Source organism: Pectobacterium carotovorum, assembly GCA_016415585.1.
GTDB lineage: Bacteria > Pseudomonadota > Gammaproteobacteria > Enterobacterales > Enterobacteriaceae > Pectobacterium > Pectobacterium carotovorum_K.
On sequence record CP066552.1, the window covers coordinates 354,433 to 372,016 of the forward strand.

20 protein-coding genes are annotated in these 17,584 nt (G+C 51.9%); 5 read left to right on the plus strand and 15 right to left on the minus strand.

Going from position 1 to position 17,584, the window contains the following annotated elements; all coding sequences use genetic code 11:
* Positions 1-43: 43 nt before the first annotated feature.
* The 3 genes from JFY74_01595 to aaeR all read right to left on the minus strand — a co-directional run bounded on the left by JFY74_01595 (position 44) and on the right by aaeR (position 2,191).
* Positions 44-379, minus strand: coding sequence for a YjeO family protein (locus tag JFY74_01595; protein ID QQG28789.1), 336 nt, complete (start codon positions 377-379; stop codon positions 44-46).
* Entirely contained in the window at positions 372-1,088 is a 717-nt protein-coding gene (locus JFY74_01600; protein ID QQG28790.1) for a hypothetical protein, read from the minus strand. Before JFY74_01600 ends, JFY74_01595 begins: the two co-directional genes overlap by 8 nt.
* A 161-nt stretch (positions 1,089-1,249) precedes the next feature.
* On the minus strand, positions 1,250-2,191 hold the full coding sequence (gene aaeR / locus JFY74_01605) for an HTH-type transcriptional activator AaeR (protein QQG28791.1): 942 nt from the start codon (positions 2,189-2,191) through the stop codon (positions 1,250-1,252).
* A gap of 334 nt (positions 2,192-2,525) precedes the next feature.
* On the opposite strand from aaeR, the gene JFY74_01610 reads away from it, so the two are divergent.
* From JFY74_01610 to JFY74_01625, 4 genes are all read left to right on the plus strand, one after another.
* Positions 2,526-2,729, plus strand: coding sequence for an AaeX family protein (locus JFY74_01610; GenBank protein QQG28792.1), 204 nt, complete (start codon positions 2,526-2,528; stop codon positions 2,727-2,729).
* A gap of 7 nt (positions 2,730-2,736) precedes the next feature.
* Positions 2,737-3,702, plus strand: coding sequence for a p-hydroxybenzoic acid efflux pump subunit AaeA (aaeA, locus tag JFY74_01615; protein QQG28793.1), 966 nt, complete (start codon positions 2,737-2,739; stop codon positions 3,700-3,702).
* 11 nt (positions 3,703-3,713) lie between these two features.
* Positions 3,714-5,702, plus strand: coding sequence for a p-hydroxybenzoic acid efflux pump subunit AaeB (aaeB, locus tag JFY74_01620; GenBank protein ID QQG30421.1), 1,989 nt, complete (start codon positions 3,714-3,716; stop codon positions 5,700-5,702).
* A 139-nt stretch (positions 5,703-5,841) separates the two neighbouring features.
* On the plus strand, positions 5,842-7,296 hold the full coding sequence (locus tag JFY74_01625; protein ID QQG28794.1) for an NAD-dependent succinate-semialdehyde dehydrogenase: 1,455 nt from the start codon (positions 5,842-5,844) through the stop codon (positions 7,294-7,296).
* Positions 7,297-7,393: 97 nt separating this feature from the next.
* On the opposite strand, the gene JFY74_01630 is transcribed toward JFY74_01625, so the two are convergent.
* Positions 7,394-7,945, minus strand: coding sequence for a ribosome-associated protein (locus tag JFY74_01630; protein ID QQG28795.1), 552 nt, complete (start codon positions 7,943-7,945; stop codon positions 7,394-7,396).
* A 295-nt stretch (positions 7,946-8,240) separates the two neighbouring features.
* On the opposite strand from JFY74_01630, the gene pmbA reads away from it, so the two are divergent.
* Positions 8,241-9,581, plus strand: a complete 1,341-nt coding sequence (pmbA, locus tag JFY74_01635) for a metalloprotease PmbA (GenBank protein QQG28796.1) — start codon at positions 8,241-8,243, stop codon at positions 9,579-9,581.
* 119 nt (positions 9,582-9,700) lie between these two features.
* Here pmbA and JFY74_01640 read toward each other — a convergent pair.
* The 11 genes from JFY74_01640 to kdsC form a co-directional block, all read right to left on the minus strand.
* A protein-coding gene (locus JFY74_01640) for an IS3 family transposase (protein ID QQG28797.1) occupies positions 9,701-10,875 on the minus strand; the annotation gives its coding sequence in 2 pieces (ribosomal slippage) (positions 9,701-10,617 and positions 10,617-10,875; 1,176 coding nt in all).
* 68 nt (positions 10,876-10,943) lie between these two features.
* Positions 10,944-11,315 (minus strand): nucleoside diphosphate kinase regulator, encoded by a 372-nt coding sequence (rnk, locus tag JFY74_01645; protein QQG28798.1) that lies wholly within the window; start codon positions 11,313-11,315, stop codon positions 10,944-10,946.
* A gap of 171 nt (positions 11,316-11,486) precedes the next feature.
* Positions 11,487-11,759 carry a PTS phosphocarrier protein NPr gene (gene npr / locus JFY74_01650; GenBank protein QQG28799.1) on the minus strand — a complete coding sequence of 91 codons (273 nt, stop codon included), beginning with the start codon at positions 11,757-11,759 and terminating at the stop codon, positions 11,487-11,489.
* A 31-nt stretch (positions 11,760-11,790) separates the two neighbouring features.
* Positions 11,791-12,648 carry an RNase adapter RapZ gene (gene rapZ / locus JFY74_01655; protein QQG28800.1) on the minus strand — a complete coding sequence of 286 codons (858 nt, stop codon included), beginning with the start codon at positions 12,646-12,648 and terminating at the stop codon, positions 11,791-11,793.
* Positions 12,649-12,808: 160 nt separating this feature from the next.
* On the minus strand, positions 12,809-13,282 hold the full coding sequence (gene ptsN / locus JFY74_01660; protein ID QQG30422.1) for a PTS IIA-like nitrogen regulatory protein PtsN: 474 nt from the start codon (positions 13,280-13,282) through the stop codon (positions 12,809-12,811).
* A gap of 96 nt (positions 13,283-13,378) precedes the next feature.
* A complete protein-coding gene (gene hpf, locus JFY74_01665; GenBank protein QQG28801.1) occupies positions 13,379-13,666 on the minus strand; it encodes a ribosome hibernation promoting factor in 288 nt (95 codons plus the stop codon).
* Between the two features lie 23 nt (positions 13,667-13,689).
* Positions 13,690-15,123, minus strand: a complete 1,434-nt coding sequence (gene rpoN / locus JFY74_01670) for an RNA polymerase factor sigma-54 (protein QQG28802.1) — start codon at positions 15,121-15,123, stop codon at positions 13,690-13,692.
* Positions 15,124-15,172: 49 nt separating this feature from the next.
* The gene (lptB, locus tag JFY74_01675; GenBank protein QQG28803.1) at positions 15,173-15,898 is read right to left on the minus strand and encodes an LPS export ABC transporter ATP-binding protein; all 726 of its coding nucleotides are present in this window, start codon (positions 15,896-15,898) and stop codon (positions 15,173-15,175) included.
* Between the two features lie 3 nt (positions 15,899-15,901).
* Positions 15,902-16,474 carry a lipopolysaccharide ABC transporter substrate-binding protein LptA gene (gene lptA, locus JFY74_01680; GenBank protein QQG28804.1) on the minus strand — a complete coding sequence of 191 codons (573 nt, stop codon included), beginning with the start codon at positions 16,472-16,474 and terminating at the stop codon, positions 15,902-15,904.
* The gene (gene lptC, locus JFY74_01685) at positions 16,455-17,021 is read right to left on the minus strand and encodes an LPS export ABC transporter periplasmic protein LptC (GenBank protein ID QQG28805.1); all 567 of its coding nucleotides are present in this window, start codon (positions 17,019-17,021) and stop codon (positions 16,455-16,457) included. The genes lptA and lptC overlap by 20 nt, the downstream gene beginning before the upstream one ends.
* Positions 17,018-17,584, minus strand: a complete 567-nt coding sequence (gene kdsC / locus JFY74_01690; protein QQG28806.1) for a 3-deoxy-manno-octulosonate-8-phosphatase KdsC — start codon at positions 17,582-17,584, stop codon at positions 17,018-17,020. Before kdsC ends, lptC begins: the two co-directional genes overlap by 4 nt.

Genomic DNA, 17,584 nt, shown 5'->3' on the forward strand with positions numbered 1-17,584 from the left:
TTTTTATGGCAGGCGGATATTTAACGCCTGCCAGGTTATTTAGTTAAAACCAAAGACAGTTTCTGTATTTTACAATAAAAAACCAAATCCAAACAAATAAAAAAACCAACAGCATTATATTTATTGAAATTATTCTAAATTTGTTGAAGGCTCCATATATAACAACAGGTGTTATTAATGCTAATGTGGCAATAGCAACAGTCTCTCTGTAATCATCAACTACTATTGCTCTTAATACATCGCAAACATTTTTTATTTCATCTCCATCTATAAACCATTCTTCTTTAAATACCCCTCCCATCATGCAAGTAATAATAACAAAAAATGAATATATAACCATTATGATGTTAATTGTGGATTTAATAATATTATTATTCATTGTTCATCCCGATTATTTTATAAATTACATTCTTTCTTTTAATAATAGTCCTTCCGTAAGAAGAGTAATCCCTTGAGGGATCACCGTTGGGGGCTTTAATAGATGATATGAAATCATCTTTTTTCCTTTCTATCCCTCTATTGTATCTAGATGCGGCTATTATTAATTGCTCATCGCTTATGTTTAAAGTATCTTTTATGTTAGGGTTGTCAAAAATTATTAATGATTTAAGATGTTTGGCAACAATGTTAATGTTAAAGTCATCATCTAATAAGCAATTGGATAATTGAAGTTGTTGTGTTGTTGATAATTTAGATGGGTCAATCCCTAGTGTTTCTGCTGCTGCTCTTAATTGAATAGCTAAACTACCGACAGAAGTTCTATTCGATATGGTGTTTCCGCTATTATTGAAATAATCTCTAATCTGATAATATTGTAAAACCCCGTATGCTTTAAATCTTTCCGGTGTTCCTGCTACTTCAGAGACAGCAACTCCAGCCAATAGTAACACTGGTATTTTTTCACGATGAGCATGGCTAATTATCTTATCCTTATTATACTGAAGATATGCGGCTTTATATGCCCACAACCTAGGATTACCAGTGACATATCTTTCATCATCAGGAAGTAAATACCATAATCCAGCATCAATAAAATTCCATTTTGGGAATGTTGATGTTGAGTTTATATCGCAAAACATATTTTTCATTCAACTATCCTTGTTTATGTGTACAGGGAATATTTATTATGCCACGAAGTGATCGAAAAACAATCTTGATATACCCGTAGTCATTAAGGGCAAAGCTTGCCTGTTGGCGGCACTGCGTAATTCGTGCTGATATCCCTAGATCCCTTTAAGACCGCGCTTTATTAGCGCGGTTTTTTTTCCTCGCTATGATTCTGTCGATAGCCCTGATACGTCAGGGCGACGTTTTTGAAGTATTCCGTCATGTAGTTAATGCAGACTTGTACTTTTAGCGGCAGGTTGTCTTTGCGGGTGTAGAGCGCGTAGACCGGGCGCGGGTCGGAGTGGTAGCGGTTGAACAGGATCTCAATTTCGCCGCGATTGATTTCGTCCACGATCCACATGAGCGGCACGTACGCGATGCCCGCCCCAGCCTTGAGCCAGCGCACCAGCGTTTGCGGGTCGTTAGTGACAAAACGCCCTTGTGGTGTGACGCGGGTCGAAATGCCTTCCGGGGCGATCAGCTCGAATTCGCTGTCGGGCCGTACGCTGTATTCCAGCCAGGAAAAATTCACCATATCTGCCGGTTTATCCGGCGTGCCGTGCTGTGCCAGATAGCTTTTTGCGGCACAGACGACCATCGGCATCGAGCCTAATCGTTTCGAGAACAGGCTGGAATCCTGTAGTGCACCGACGCGGATAACGATATCCAGCCCGTCGGCAATCAGATCGGGAGCGGGAATGCCGGTGACCAGATTGACGGATAGACCGGGATATTCCTTCAGCATCGCGGCAGTCATGGTGGACAACACATTCTGTGCCATCGTGGAAGAACTACCGATGCGCAGCGTGCCGATCGGCGTGTTGTTGAAGGCATAAAGCTGCTCATGGACCTCATGCGCTTCATGCAGCATGCGGCGACAGCCGTGGTAGTAAATTTTCCCCGCCTCCGTCAAACCAATGCTGCGCGTACTGCGATTAAGCAGCTTAATCTGTAGCTCATCTTCAAGTTTGGTGACGGTCTGGCTGACGGCGGATACGCTCATCTGCAACTGGCGGGCGGCAGCGGTAAAAGAACCAAATTCCACCACGCGGGCAAATATCGACATACTCTTTAGTCTTTCCATTATTCACTCTGGCTTAAAAGTGATTTAGATCACACTATGTAGATAAGGTGATAATAAGCATCCATAATATAGCCTATCCGGTGGTTCTGGGCAGAACAGAGCCATTCAATGATTGTGTTTATTTACCCAATTAGAGTAATACGCTGATTTCCCATCGTTAGTCAGCCCCTGCTGACATCGCTATTCATCAGTTTAACGTTATCCCATCCGTTGGCTGCTCGCCTGCGGGATGAGGCTCTGTTGTCGGTGCTGAAAGGCCGCGCCAGACGACATAATTTACCACCCGGTAGCACACCTGCTCGCTACCGTTATCGACTAGAAAAAGGAAAAGAGGATGAGTTCACTCCCGGTTATGGTGCTGTTCGGGCTGTCATTTCCCCCCGTATTTTTTGTCTTGCTGGTGTCGTTGACCCTGTTCTTTGTCGTGAACCGCCTGCTGCAACCGACGGGTATCTATGACTTCGTCTGGCACCCTGCGCTGTTTAACAGCGCGCTGTTCTGCTGTCTGTTTTATTTACTGTTCCGTTACGGTCTGTGAGGTGTCTGTGAAAGCTTTCTTTTTACCCTTGTTTAGACAGCAGGCCGTGCTGATCAAAAAACTGAGCCGCGTGGTCATCACGCTGGTGATTGTGCTGTGTGCGATTGTGGCAATCTTCCGTGTCTGGGCGTTCTATACCGAATCTCCCTGGACGCGTGATGCCAAATTTACGGCAGATGTGGTGGCGATCGCGCCAGATGTCAGCGGGTTATTGACCGATGTTCGCGTCACTGACAATCAGCTGGTAAACAAAGGTGATGTGCTGTTTGTCATCGACCAGCCGCGCTACCACCAGGCCGTGGCGCAGGCGGAAGCGGATGTTGCCTACTATCAGGCGCTGGTGACGGAAAAACGCCGGGAATCCGGTCGTCGGGCGCGGCTGGGCATCAGTGCGATGTCGCAGGAAAATATTGATCAGTCCAGTAATGCATTGGAAACCGCCACGCACCAGCTTGCTAAAGCACAGGCGGTACTATCGCTGGCAAAACTGGAACTGGAACGCACCGTGGTACGTGCCCCTGCTGACGGCTGGGTGACCAATCTGCATGTGCAGAGCGGTGAGTTTATCGAACGCGGTAATACGGCGGTGGCGCTGGTGAAAAAGGATTCGTTTTACCTGCTGGCGTACATGGAAGAGACCAAACTTGAAGGCGTTCGCCGTGGCTATCGTGCGGAAATTACGCCGCTTGGTAGCGAAAAGATATTCTACGGAACGGTGGATAGCGTGGCGGCTGGGGTCAATAACAGCAGCAACAGTGCGAACACGAAAGGCCTGGCTAACGTGGACTCCAATCTGGAATGGGTGCGTTTGGCGCAGCGCGTGCCGGTAAAAATCCGTCTCGATCGACAAATGGGCGATCTCTATCCGGCTGGCACGACGGCCACCGTAGTGATCACCGGCGAGCAGGTCAACAACGACAAAAAACCGTCGCCGCTCATTCGCCTGCTTTATCGCCTGCGTGAGTTTGGCTAAGTGAGGCGATGATGAAAACCCCGTCGTTGACAGTATCCAGATTCTATACCACACCGAAGTTTGCGCGTTTTCGCTTTGCCTTCAAGCTGAGCTTTGCGATTGTGCTGTCCCTGTTTCTGGGCTTCCACCTCCAGTTGGAAACGCCGCGCTGGTCGGTGCTGACGGCCGCGATTGTCGCCGCTGGGCCGGCGTTCGCTGCGGGCGGTGAACCGTTTTCTGGCGCGATCCGTCATCGTGGTATTCTGCGTATTATTGGTACGTTTATCGGCTGTATCGGTGCACTTGTCATCATTATCGCTACCGTTCGTGCACCTGTCGTGATGTTGATGCTGTGCTGTATTTGGGCAGGGCTCTGCACCTGGGTTTCCTCGCTGGTTAAAGTCGAAAACGCCTATATCTTCGGGCTGGCGGGTTATACCGCGCTGATTATTATTGTATCGACGCAGGGAACGCCGTTGCTGACGCCGCAGTTTGCCGTGGAACGCTGTAGCGAGATTGTGCTGGGCATCGTCTGTGCCATTTTGGCGGATTTACTGTTTTCGCCACGTTCGATCAAGCAGGATGTTGACCGTAGCATCGGTGAACTGCTGGTGGATCAGTATCGGCTACTGCAACTCAGCATGAGCGGGGCGGAGAAAGAAGCGATAGACGCGGCATGGCACGCGCTGGTGCGTAAAACGACCGCGCTGAACGGCATGCACAGCAGTCTGATGCTGGAGTCTTCACGCTGGCAGAACAGCAATCGCCGCTTAACATCGCTGCATACGCAATCGCTCACGATGATCACACAGGCGTGTGAAACCTACCTGATGTTGCAGGATGTCCCGCCCCCCGTAAAAAGCAGCCTGAAACTGGTGTTGGATCAGCCTGTTGAGTCGCTCCGCGATGTGCATTGCCGTGTGAAAGCATTACGCCATCTGATTGCAGCGGATAGCCGTGGCGTGCCGCCTACGTTGGTCAGTTGGGTTGGCGCGGCAACGCGCTATCTGCTGCTGGCGAAGGGCGTACAGACCAACGGACGCATTAGTACGATAGAAGCTGACGTGCTGAATAGCGAGGTGGAAATTAAAGCGCCTTCGGCTGAAACCCATCATGCCATGATCAACGGTTTACGCACTGGCGTGGCGACGGCGCTGGGCTGCCTGTTCTGGCTAAGCACCGGCTGGACTTCCGGCAGTGTGTGTATGGTGATGATTGCGGTGGTGACGTCGCTTGCCATGCGTTTGCCGAATCCACAGATGATGGCGAAGGATTTTCTTTTTGGGACGATCTACGCGCTGCCGCTGGGCGCATTGATGTTCATGTTTATCCTGCCGTCAACGCAGCAAAGCATGCTGCTGCTGTGCCTGAGTCTGGGGGCGATGGCTTTCTTCCTCGGGCTTGAGGTACAAAAGCGTCGGCTGGGCTCGCTGGGTGCATTGGCCAGCACGATCAATATCCTGGTGCTGGATAACCCGATGACGTTCAACATTAGCCAGTTCCTGGACAGCGCGATCGGCCAGATCATCGGCTGTTTCCTGGCACTGATGGTGATCCTGCTGATCCGGGATAACACCAAAGCACACACGGGGAGAACGCTGTTGAATCGCTTTGTGTATGGTGCCGTCTCGGCCCTGACGACCAACACCGCGCGGCGAAAAGAAAATCACCTGCCAGCTCTGTATCAACAGCTGTTCCTGCTGCTGAGCCGCTTCCCTGACGACATTGCCAAGTATCGCCTTGCGCTATGGCTGATCATCATGCACCAACGTTTGAGAACGCTGAATATTCCGCAAAACGCGGCGCTGTCTGCCTTTCATCGTCAGATTCGTGCAACCGCGGAGCAGGTGATTTCAGCTCGGCGCGATACTACGCGCAGCCGCTATTTCACACAGCTGTTGGGCGAGCTTGAACGTTATCAGCAGATGCTGACAGAACAGCAACTTCCCCCGAGCGTGACGGCGCCTGTAGGGCGATTAACCGGGATTCTGCGTGATTATCAGCATGCGCTAAGCCGCTAACCTCGGTGGGCGAGATGGTGCGATAACACTAACGATTAATCCGAGAGTGCCTCAGGCCGCGCCCATCCCTTCTATACTGAATTATCCATAGCTTCCCTCATAACGTCATGGAATATGACCCTTTTCAGGAGGTAACACGATGTCAGGACAAAATTTGCAGAGTCATGAACTGTTCAAAACGGGCTACTTTGCTGCGGGGAAATGGCAGCAGAGCGGCGCGACCTTCGAGGTTGTGAATCCGGCGACGGGTGAATCGATTGCCAGCGTGGCGAAAGCGGGAAAAAAAGAGACGCAGGCGGCGATTGATGCAGCCTATGCCGCTTTTCCTGCCTGGAAGCGTAAAACCGCGAAGGAACGGTCTGAAATTCTGTATCGCTGGTACGAACTGATTCTGGAAAATAAACGCTATCTGGCGGAGTTGATGACCGCTGAGCAGGGTAAGCCAGTGCAGGAAGCCGAAGGCGAAGTCGTCTACGCGGCGAATTTCATCCAGTGGTTTGCTGAGCAGGGAAAACGGGCTAACGGTGAGATTATTCCGCCTGCGAAACCCGGATCGAAGATTTACGCCACGCGTGAACCCGTTGGCGTCGTTGTCGCTATTACACCGTGGAATTTCCCGCTGGCGATGCTGACGCGTAAGCTGGGGCCGGCGTTGGCCGCGGGGTGTACCGGCGTCATCAAACCTGCGAACAACACGCCGCTGTCTGCGTTTGCGCTGTTGGCGCTGGCACAGCAGGCGGGTGTGCCGGATGGCGTACTCAACGGTGTGGCGGGCGACACGCAGGCGATTAGCGATACCGTCATGGCGAGCGATAAAGTGCGCAAAATTTCCTTCACTGGTTCGACAGAAGTAGGGAAAACGCTGGTGCGCAACGCCGCAGATACGATGAAGAAAGTGTCGATGGAGCTGGGTGGCAACGCGCCTTATATCGTGTTTGATGATGCAGATATTCAGGCTGCGGTGAAAGGCGCGATCGCTAATCGCTTCCGCAATGCGGGTCAAGTCTGCGTCAGCGCTAACCGATTTTATATTCAGGACGGCGTCTACGATGAGTTTGTCTCTCTGCTCGCGGAAGAAGTGAAGAAGTTGAAGGTCGGCAACGGTATGGATGACGGCGTCGTGCTCGGTCCGCTGATTGATGATGCTGCCGTTGAGAAGGTGGAAAAGCACGTCAATGACGCGGTGGAAAAGGGAGGCAAGGCGCTTGTTGGTGGTAAACGGCACAAGCTGGGCCACAGCTTCTTTGAGCCGACGGTGATTATTGATGCCAACGAAGCGATGCTGCTGGCGCAGGAAGAAACGTTTGGTCCGGTTGCTCCCTGTTTCCGTTTCAAAACGGAAGAAGAAGTGATTCAGCGCGCCAACAATACGCCATTTGGTCTGGCGGCTTACTTCTACAGCCAGAATTTGCAGCGTGTGTTCCGCGTGGCAGAAGCGTTGGAGAGCGGCATGATTGGCATTAACGAATGCGCGGTTTCAACCGAGTTAGCACCCTTCGGCGGTGTGAAAGAGTCAGGATTAGGCCGCGAAGGCTCTGTTCTGGGGCTGGATGAGTTTCTGGAAGTGAAAACCTGGCATCTGGGTGGGTTGTAATCTGAGATGCTGTCGCGATCGGAATGGATCGTGAGCTCAACGAGCTACCGATAATACATGGGATGAGTGAGGCATACTCCTCATCCCACGATCGCCGTTAGTCTGTTGTCTCAGCCAGTTCGCGCAGATACTGGAAGATCTGGCGGGCGGATTTCGGCGGCTTATTCGTCGCTTTCTCTTTCTGCGCATTACGCACCAGAGAACGCAACTGCTGACGGTCAGCGTGAGGATACAGCGCCAGAATATCGGGGACCACATCGTCACCCTCTTCAATCAGACGGTCGCGCAGCTGTTCCAGTTTGTGGAATAACGCCACCTGCTGATTATGACGGTTGTTCAGCTTATCCAGCGCGGTTTGGATCGGCTCTGGATCGCGGGCGCGCAGCATTTTACCAATCAGCTGCAGCTGGCGGCGGCGGCCTTCTTTCTTGATCCGCTGCGCCAGTTCCACTGCCGCACGCAGATCGTCGTCCAACGGGATCTTCTCCAGGGCGTTCTTGCCCAGCTCGACCAGTTCCGCGCCGAGATCTTTCAGCGCTTCGGCATCGCGCTTTATTTCACTTTTGCTGACCCAGATAATTTCATCATCTTCGTCGTCTTCTTGGTTATCGGGGGCGTCGTTCAGCCAGTCTTCGTATTTTTGCTTCATGGTTGGCTCCTAAAAAGTGTCCAGGAGCAATTCGTAACGCTACGTGTAGCGGCTCCGGGATGGTGAACAGCGTGCCCACCAGAAAAAAGAGGCTGATACTAACAGGTTTGGGCTTTGTGCGAAATTGTCCGTAGATCCTGTTAGACTAGAAAGCATTATGCTACACCATTTTATGCTCGTCATACTTCACGTTACCTGTGTGTTGGCTGCGCGAAGTATATAGAGTATACGCCCCTTTTGTGCTCGTTGCGGGGATGATGATGGTGAGCTTTCTTCCACTCATTATGGCAGAACAATGACGATAACTACTCAGGTTGCAGAGCAGCGTAAAGCGCTGGAGCTCGCGGTTGCTCAGGCGCTGGAACTGGCGCGTGCCGGTTCTGATGCGGCAGAAGTCGCGGTGTCAAAAACGACGGGCATTAGCGTCAGTACCCGTTATGGTGAGGTTGAAAATGTTGAATTCAACAGCGATGGCGCGTTGGGCATTACGGTTTATCACCAACAGCGTAAAGGCAGCGCATCGTCTACCGATCTCAGCCCGGATGCGATAGCCCGTACGGTACAGGCCGCGCTGGATATTGCGCGTTATACCTCTGTCGATCCTTTTGCTGGTCCGGCGGATCGGGATCTTCTGGCGTTTGACGCGCCGGATCTGGATCTGTTCCATCCGACCGATCTGGATGCGGATCGCGGCATTGAATTAGCCGCTCGCGCAGAGCAGGCGGCGTTACAGGCTGACAAGCGCATCACTAACACCGAAGGCGGCAGCTTTAACAGCCATTACGGCGTGAAGGTGTTCGGCAATAGCCACGGCCTGCTGAAAAGTTACTGCTCTAGCCGTCATTCCATGTCCAGCTGTGTGATTGCTGAAGTGAATGGCGATATGGAGCGAGATTATGCCTACACCGTTGGCCGTGCGCTGGATGACTTACTCAGCCCGGAATGGGTGGGCGAAGAATGCGCGCGCCGCACATTATCCCGCTTGTCACCGCGTAAACTGCCCACCATGCAGGCTCCGGTGATGTTCTCTGCGGAAGTGGCGACGGGCCTGTTTGGCCATTTGGTTGGCGCCATCAGTGGCGGCAGCGTTTATCGTAAATCCACTTTCCTGCTGGATAAACTGGGTCAGCAGATTCTGCCGGAGTGGCTGACGATTGAGGAACAACCGCACTTGCTCAAAGGGCTGGCTTCTACGCCGTTCGACAGCGAAGGCGTACGGACGCAGGCGCGTGACATTGTGAAGGCGGGCGTGTTGCAGACTTGGCTCATGACAAGCTACTCCGCGCGTAAGCTGGGCATGCAGAGTACCGGCCATGCGGGTGGTATTCATAACTGGCGGATTGCCGGACAGGGTCTGGATTTCAACGGTATGTTGAAACAGATGGGCAAAGGCCTGCTGGTGACCGAACTGATGGGGCAGGGGGTAAGCGGTGTGACGGGTGACTATTCCCGTGGAGCATCCGGCTTCTGGGTCGAAAACGGCGAAATTCAATATCCGGTCAGCGAGATTACGATCGCGGGTAACCTGAAAGACATGCTGCGTAATATTGTGACGGTGGGGAATGATATCGAAACCCGAAGCAATATCCAGTGTGGTTCCGTTCTGCTGCCATCAATGAAGATCGCAGGAGAATAAACCTGCTCTGTATGAGTAACCGTCGCCGTCGGCAGTGTCCGACGGCTGTTACTCTATCTCGGGCTTAGCGGTGGTACTCGCCCGCAGCTTCTGGCTGATAGAGTAGTTCTATGTAGTGGTCAACAAAAACTGGCCACGGCTTTAGAGTTTTTCCAGAACAATCTTTCTGATTCATTCGGCGTCAAACCACCATTATATTGATGAGGTCTGAGCTGGCTGTAATATCCTGTGATGTAATTCGTTATTGCCGTGCTGGCTTCGCTAAAATTCGCGTAGCCATTATCCGGTACCCACTCTGTTTTCAGGCTTCTGAAGAACCGTTCCATTGGGCTGTTATCCCAGCAATTTCCCCGGCGACTCAGACTTTGCTTTATCTGATATCTCCACAGTAACTGCCTGAAATTCCTGCTGGTATAGTGACTGCCTTGATCCGAGTGATACAGTAAATTAGCCGGTTTTCCCCGTGCTTCCCAGGCCATCGACAGGGCTTTACCTGTCAGTGCTGAATCAGGGAAAAATGACATCGCCCAGCCAACCGGTTTACGGGAAAACAAATCGAGTACTACAGCCAGATAAGCCCAGCGTTTTCCCGTCCAGATATAAGTCACATCACCGCACCAGGCCTGATTAGGCTCGGTAACAGCAAACTGGCGATCCAGATAATTAGGGATCTCAATGTGTTCCTTAGACGCCTTCTTATAACGATGGCCAGGTTGCTGACAGCTGATAATATTGAGCGCTTTCATCAGCTTTGTTGCCCGCCAGCGGCTCAGTTTTATACCTTTGGTGGTGACCATCGCGGCAATGCTTCGCGCTCCTGCTGAGCCGTTACTTTCGCGATAAACTTCACGCACAAGGCTCAGTAATGCCACTCTCGTGGCGTCAGGCTTCCTGGGCTGCCGCCAGTATTTATAACTGCTGCGATGAACCCCAAACACGTTGCACACAACGGCAACAGGAAACCGCGCCCTGAGTTTCTCAACTAATGAGAATTGTTCAGGGAGTCTGACATCAAGAGCGCGGTAGCCTTTTTTAATATATCCCTTTCCATTTCAACGCGTTGAAGTCTTTTCTTTAGCTCACGTATTTCAATCTGCTCAGGTGTCATGGGTGAAGCAGTGGGTGATTTTCCCGCTCGCTCTTCTTTCAGTTGTCGAACCCATTTGTCCATCGTGGATTTGCCGACATTCATTGCCGTAGCAGCGGCGGCAACGGTGTAGTGCTGATCGAGTACAAGCTGGGCAGCTTCGAGGCGAAACTCGGGGCTAAAATTACGTCTGTTACGTCCGGTCATAATGTCACCTGTTTTGACTGTGAGGTGATGATATCACCTCTATTCAGGTGGCCAAATTCAGTGTGCCACTACACTAGTACTTCAATTCGCGTTTCTTCACCGTTTGGCAATTGCCAGGTGATAGAATTTCCCACATGCATTCCCAATAGTGCCGCACCCAGCGGAGCCATCACCGACAGCGGTTCTTTGCTGTCCTTCACTGCGGCTGGGTAAACCAGCGTGCGGATGTGCTCTTCGTTGGTATTCAGATCGCGGAAACGCACCCGACTATTCATGGTGACGACATGTGAGGGAATCGATGCCGAAGGCAGAATGTCTGCCCGATCCAGCTCCTCATTCAACGCCTGTGCGATATCGCTGTCCGCAAAGGCGGGCTGCTCCAATAACATATCCAGACGTTCTGCATCCAATTCACTGATTGTCAGGTTAGGTTTCGTCATACTCCTCTCCAGTTGGTATTTTCAGATGATATAAAAATAACCCCCCGCGCCCAAAGGAGCAGGGGGTATAAGAAAATATTATGATTTATATAGGTAGATAGTAGGAGGTTCGGAAGGGAAAGTGAAGCGATGCTTGTCACGAAGGCTGGCAGATAGCCTGCTAAGGAAATGCTAGTCCTCGTCGAACCCGGCTTCAAACAGCCCGATGACGGCGGCAAGCGCCTGTTCTTCATCCGGGCCAGTGGCTTCCACCTCAATGAGACGCCCTTTGGCCGAGTCCAGCATCAGCATGGCAATCACGCTGCTGGCTTCGGCTTCGGTGCCGCTGTCATTACGCAGTATTACTTCTGCATCAAAGCTCTGTACCAGCTCGAACAATTTCATGGCTGGGCGAGCGTGCATGCCCAGCTTGTTTTTGATTTCAACCGTTTGCCGGACTGTCATAGGTTACCTGGCTGTACTGGTTTGCCGACTATCACGAGGGTTTACGTTTTTCCAGCGTACGGTGGCGTGACTGTACGTTCTTACCGCGTGAGCGGAAGTAGTCTGCCAGCTGTTCAGCAACGTAGACGGAACGGTGTTTACCGCCGGTACAGCCAATCGCAACGGTCAGGTAGCTGCGGTTATTGGTTTCCAGCATCGGCAGCCACAGTTCCAGATAGCTGCGAGTCTGGTAGATGAAGTTGTGAACTTCGGTATGCCTGTCGAGGAAAGACGCAACGGGCTTATCCAGACCGGTCATCGGGCGCAGTTTCGGATCCCAGTGCGGGTTCGGCAGGAAGCGAACGTCAAAGACGTAATCCGCATCGATAGGGATACCGTGCTTGAAGCCGAACGATTCGAACACCATCGTGAGCTCGCGTTCTCGCTTGCCGAGCAGCCGAGTACGCAGCATTTCGGCCAGCTCATGTACCGACATCTCTGAGGTGTCGATAATCAGATCGGCACGTGAACGCAGCGGCTCCAGTAGGTCGCTTTCTTCATCAATGGCGCTTTCCAGTGACAGATTCTTGCTGGAGAGCGGGTGAAGGCGACGGGTATCGCTGTAGCGACGAATCAGCGTATTGCGATCGGCATCCAGAAACAGCAGTTGAGGCGAGAAGCTGGGTGGCAGTTGCTCCATGGCATGCTCGAAGATCTCTGGGGATTCCGGCATATTGCGCACGTCAATGCTGACTGCTGCGGAAATGTTACGTGCCGCAAGCGTATTAGCCAGTTCTGGCAGTAGAACCACTGGCAGGTTATCTACGCAGTAGAACCCCATATCTTCCAGTGCGCGCAGGGCGACAGATTTCCCTGAACCTGAGCGACCACTGACAATCATCAGCACCATCTGACGACTCCCCTCTGGCAACGTGATGGCGAATTTTCATTGCCACTGTTTTTATAAAGTGATGTATAGCTAAAAAAATGACGGCTTAGCGCATGGATTGCAAGCATTCTCTGAACCCACTGCGAATTGCCTGCCATCGTGAGCATGATGGTCATCCGGTTTAATCGGCTTCCATCATAATCTGGTACAGCTCTTCATCGCTTTGCGCCGCACGCAGGCGTCGGCAAACCGTTTTATCTGCCAGCCGCTTGGCAACAAGCGACAGGGTATGCAAATGGGTTTTACATTGTTCCGCTGGAACCAGCAAGGCAAAAAGCAGATCAACGGCCTGATTATCAATGGCATCGAAAGCGATCGGTTGCTCTAACTGGATGAAAACACCGATGGCGCCCAGCGCATTATCGTCTTCCAGCTTACCATGAGGAATGGCAATGCCGCCGCCGATTCCCGTGCTGCCCATCCGCTCTCGGGTCAGGATGGCATCAAAGATAATCTGCGAAGGAATGTTAAGCTGCTTGGCGGCGAGCTCACTGATAATTTCCAATGCCCGTTTCTTACTCTGGCAGTGGACGGTGCTTCGGGTGCACTCAGGACGTAATACGGTGCTGAGCTGCAATACGGGATCGAGGTTCATTTTATTTTCACTTAACGACGCTTTCACTTCTGGTGATCCCGACCCACCCGATGGATGGGTCGAGTTTGTCCCTTTGCCAAACGGCAAAGAAGAAAATTAGTGCTGCTTAAGTTTATCTTTGTGCTTATTAAGCTGTCTCGCCAGCTTATCAATCAATAAATCTATCGCGGCGTACATATCTTCCGCTTCTGAAGTCGCATGCAGCTCGCCACCATTAACGTGGAGCGTGGCCTCGGCAATTTGCTGAACTTTCTCCACTCTCAATACCACATTGACCTGATTAATCCGGTCAAAATACTGCTCTAATTTGGCAAACTTGCCATTGACAAAATCACGCAGCGGTTCAGTGATCTCGATGTGGTGTCCGGTAATGTTGAGCTGCATAGCGTCTTCCTTCTCTGTTGAGATCAAATCAGTTGTTTACGCTGATTTGATGGTGGGATAGATAAAGACTCTCGGTATTTTGCCACGGTACGGCGTGCCACGATGATGCCCTGATCGGAGAGCAGTGCCGTAAGCTTGCTATCGCTCAGTGGCTTCACGGGGTTTTCCGCCGCAATAAGCTTCTTCACCAACGCGCGGATTGCCGTTGATGACGCTTCTCCGCCACTATCCGTATTAACGTGGCTGGAGAAGAAATATTTTAGCTCAAAAATGCCGCGCGGGCTGTGCAGGAACTTTTGTGTCGTCACGCGTGAGATAGTGGATTCATGCATATCCACCGCTTGAGCGATGTCTGCCAGTACCATGGGCTTCATGAATTCCTCGCCCTGCTCGAAGAAATCCTGTTGCTGTTCGACGATGCTGCGGGTGACTTTCAGCAACGTGTCGTTGCGACTTTCCAGGCTTTTGATGAGCCAGCGTGCTTCTTGCAGATTGCTGCGGATAAATTGTCCGTCGCTGTCGTTGCGTGCGCTGTTACCCAGCGCAGCATACTGCTGGTTAATCTGCAAACGGGGAACGCTGTCGGTGTTCAGTTCGACGACCCAGACTCCCTGAACTTTACGTATCAGTACGTCAGGAATCACGTATTCGGATTCGCCAGTGTTGATCGACTGTCCTGGACGGGGATCGAGCGATTGGATCAACGCCAGTGCTTCTTTCAGCACTTCTTCTTTCAGGCGCGTGATGCGGATCAGGCTGCGGAAATCATGGTTGGCTAACAGATCGAGATGATCGCTGACGATCAGGCGAGCTTCGGTCAGGCGTGGTGTGTCGTCGGCGAACTGGGAAAGCTGCACCAGCAGACAATCACGCAGGTCGCGGGCGGCGACGCCAACGGGATCGAAGCGCTGCACGCGTTTGAGTACGGCTTCAACTTCTTCCAGCGTCACGTCGTCGTCACCGATGCTCTCAAGAATGTCTTGTAGCGGTACGGTCAGGTAACCGGTGTTGTCCACCGCATCAACGATAGAGGTCGCGATAGCCGCGTCGGTGTCGGAAAACGGCGTCAGCTCAACCTGCCACATCAGGTAATCCTGAAGCGTTTGCGTAGTTTCGCCTTGATAAATCGGCAGTTCTTCATCGCGATAGTCGGTGCCGGTACCTGACGGCGTGCCTGCGGAGTAGATTTCATCCCAGGTGGCATCAAGCGGCAATTCTTCCGGCATATCCCTTTGTTCAAGGGCTTCACCGGTATCCAGTGAATCGCTGTCTACCTTTTCAAATGACTCGATTTCGTCGTGCTGATCCGTTTGTTCAAGCAACGGATTACTTTCTAACGCCAGTTGAATCTCCTGTTGCAATTCAAGCGTGGACAGTTGCAACAGGCGGATCGCCTGTTGGAGCTGTGGAGTCATGGCCAGTTGCTGGCTAAGCCTGAGTTGCAAACCTTGCTTCATAAATCGCGCTAACGTCCCATAAGTACTGCAAAGATAAAATATTACCCTATCAGAGTCGGAAGCCTTCGCCCAGATACACGCGTTTTACCTGTTCATCGGCCAGAATATCGGTCGGTGAACCGTGGGCGATCAGGTTGCCCTGACTCACGATGTAGGCTCGTTCACAGACATCAAGCGTTTCACGGACGTTATGATCGGTAATCAACACGCCAAGCCCGCTGTCACGCAGATGCTCAATGATTTTTTTAATATCCAGTACGGAGATCGGGTCTACGCCCGCAAACGGTTCATCCAGCAGGATGAACTTCGGATTCGCTGCCAGCGCACGCGCAATCTCTACGCGGCGTCTTTCCCCACCGGACAGCGATTGTCCCAGACTATCGCGCAAATGAATAATATGGAATTCTTCCATTAGCTCATTGGCACGATCTTCCTGCTGTTCGGTCGTCAGATCTTTACGGATCTGTAACACCGCCATCAGATTGTCATAAACGCTTAAGCGGCGGAAGATAGAGGCTTCCTGCGGGAGATAGCCGATGCCGCGCAGCGCACGTTCGTGCAAAGGAAGCAGGCTGATGTCATCGTCGTCAATGACGATGCGTCCTTCATCACGCGGGACGATGCCCACCACCATGTAGAACGTTGTCGTTTTGCCGGCACCGTTCGGCCCGAGTAGGCCGACGATTTCACCAGAATTCACGGTGAGGCTGACGTTTTCCACGACCTTACGGCCTTTGTACGCCTTGGCTAGATTTTCTGCGGTTAATGTTGCCATAACTTATTCAGTGACCCGTGGTTGCGGTTGCTGAGAACGAGAAGGCTGGCTTTTGTTCTCTTTCTCCTGAAGCTGAGAAGGGACCAACACCGTTGTCACGCGTTTTCCTTTGTCGCTGGTCGCTTCCATCTGCTGCTGTTTCACCAGATAAGTGATGCGATCGCCTTTGACATTGCTGTCCTGCTGTTCCAGATAGGCATTGCCTGTCAGCACCAGAAAGTCAGTGGCCAGCTCGTAGCGGATTTTCTGCGCGTGACCTTTTACCGGCTTGCCGTTGTCCTGCATCTGGTAGAACGTCACGGGGTTGCCGTAACCTTCCACCACTTCACTGCCTTGCGTGCCCTGTGGACGCGTCACGACGACCTTGTCGGCTTTTACTTCAATCGTCCCTTGCTTCACGACAACATTACCAGTGAACGTCACCGTGTTGCCCTGCATGTCCAGAGATTGCTGTGCTGAATCTATGCGAATAGGTTGGTTGCTATCGCCGGTAACGGCAAAGGCGGAAATGCTGACGGCGAACAGCGAGCTGGCGATCAGGGTGTTACGCATGAGATTATTGGTTTTGGATTTCATAAGAGGTTTTTACCTTTTCGATCAACTCGGCCGTTTTGTTACGCAGATTCCCGCGCATTTTCATTCCGCTTGAGGTAAAGCTGGCACCGTACAGGGTGACTTCATCATCGGAAGAGACGTCCTGTGTGACCAGATTCACCTGGGCATTATTCGTTGTGATGCGCTGAAGCTGTGTGTCTTTCGCTAGGCTATTCACCTCAACGTTGCCGTACAGATAGAGCATCTTGTCTTTTGTCAGCTTGGCGCGATCGGCGCGGACTGACCAGGTTGCCGTGCCCTGTTCATTGAACAGCGTGGCAACGGGAGTCGTAAACCAGCTCAATTGCTCGTCGTTGAAATACTCCGCTTTTTCCGAAATCAGTCTGTAGCTCAGCTTACCCGCAGGGCTGTATACCTGCGTGTTGGTCTTTTCGCTGGTATAAACCGGCACGGCGGGGTCGTTTGCATCCGGTGCTGTTACCGTGTCGTCATCCGCAATATTCCAGCCGATGAGGATAAGCACCAACAGGGCCAGAAAAGCGGTGAGCCAACGCTTGGTTTTACTCATATTGACAACCCTTTGGCATGCTCCAGCTTGTCCTGCGAGAACAGAATCAAATCACACAGCTCACGTACTGCGCCACGGCCTCCCGCAATGCGGGTAACATAATCCGCGCGTGGTAACAACAGCGGGTGGGCGTCTGCCACGGCAACGCTCAACCCGACCTGTGCCATCACTGGCCAGTCGATCATATCGTCGCCGATATACGCAACCTGATTTGCCGTTACTGACAGTTTATCCAACAGATCGTTGAAGGCCAAAACCTTATCCGATTGCCCCTGATAAAGATGGTCAATACCCAGCGTTTTACACCGATCTTCCAGCAGTTTTGCTGAACGTCCGGTAATAATGGCGACTTCAATGCCGGACGTCAGCAAGCAGCGAATACCATAACCGTCACGGACGTTAAACGCTTTCAGCTCTTCGCCGTGGTTGCCCATGTAAATCAGACCATCGGACATCACGCCGTCAACGTCGCAGATTAGCAGGCGGACTTCACGGGCTTTATCCAGTACCTGTTGGTCGACAGGCCCATAGCAGGTATCGGTTTGCGCCCTGACTTCACTCAT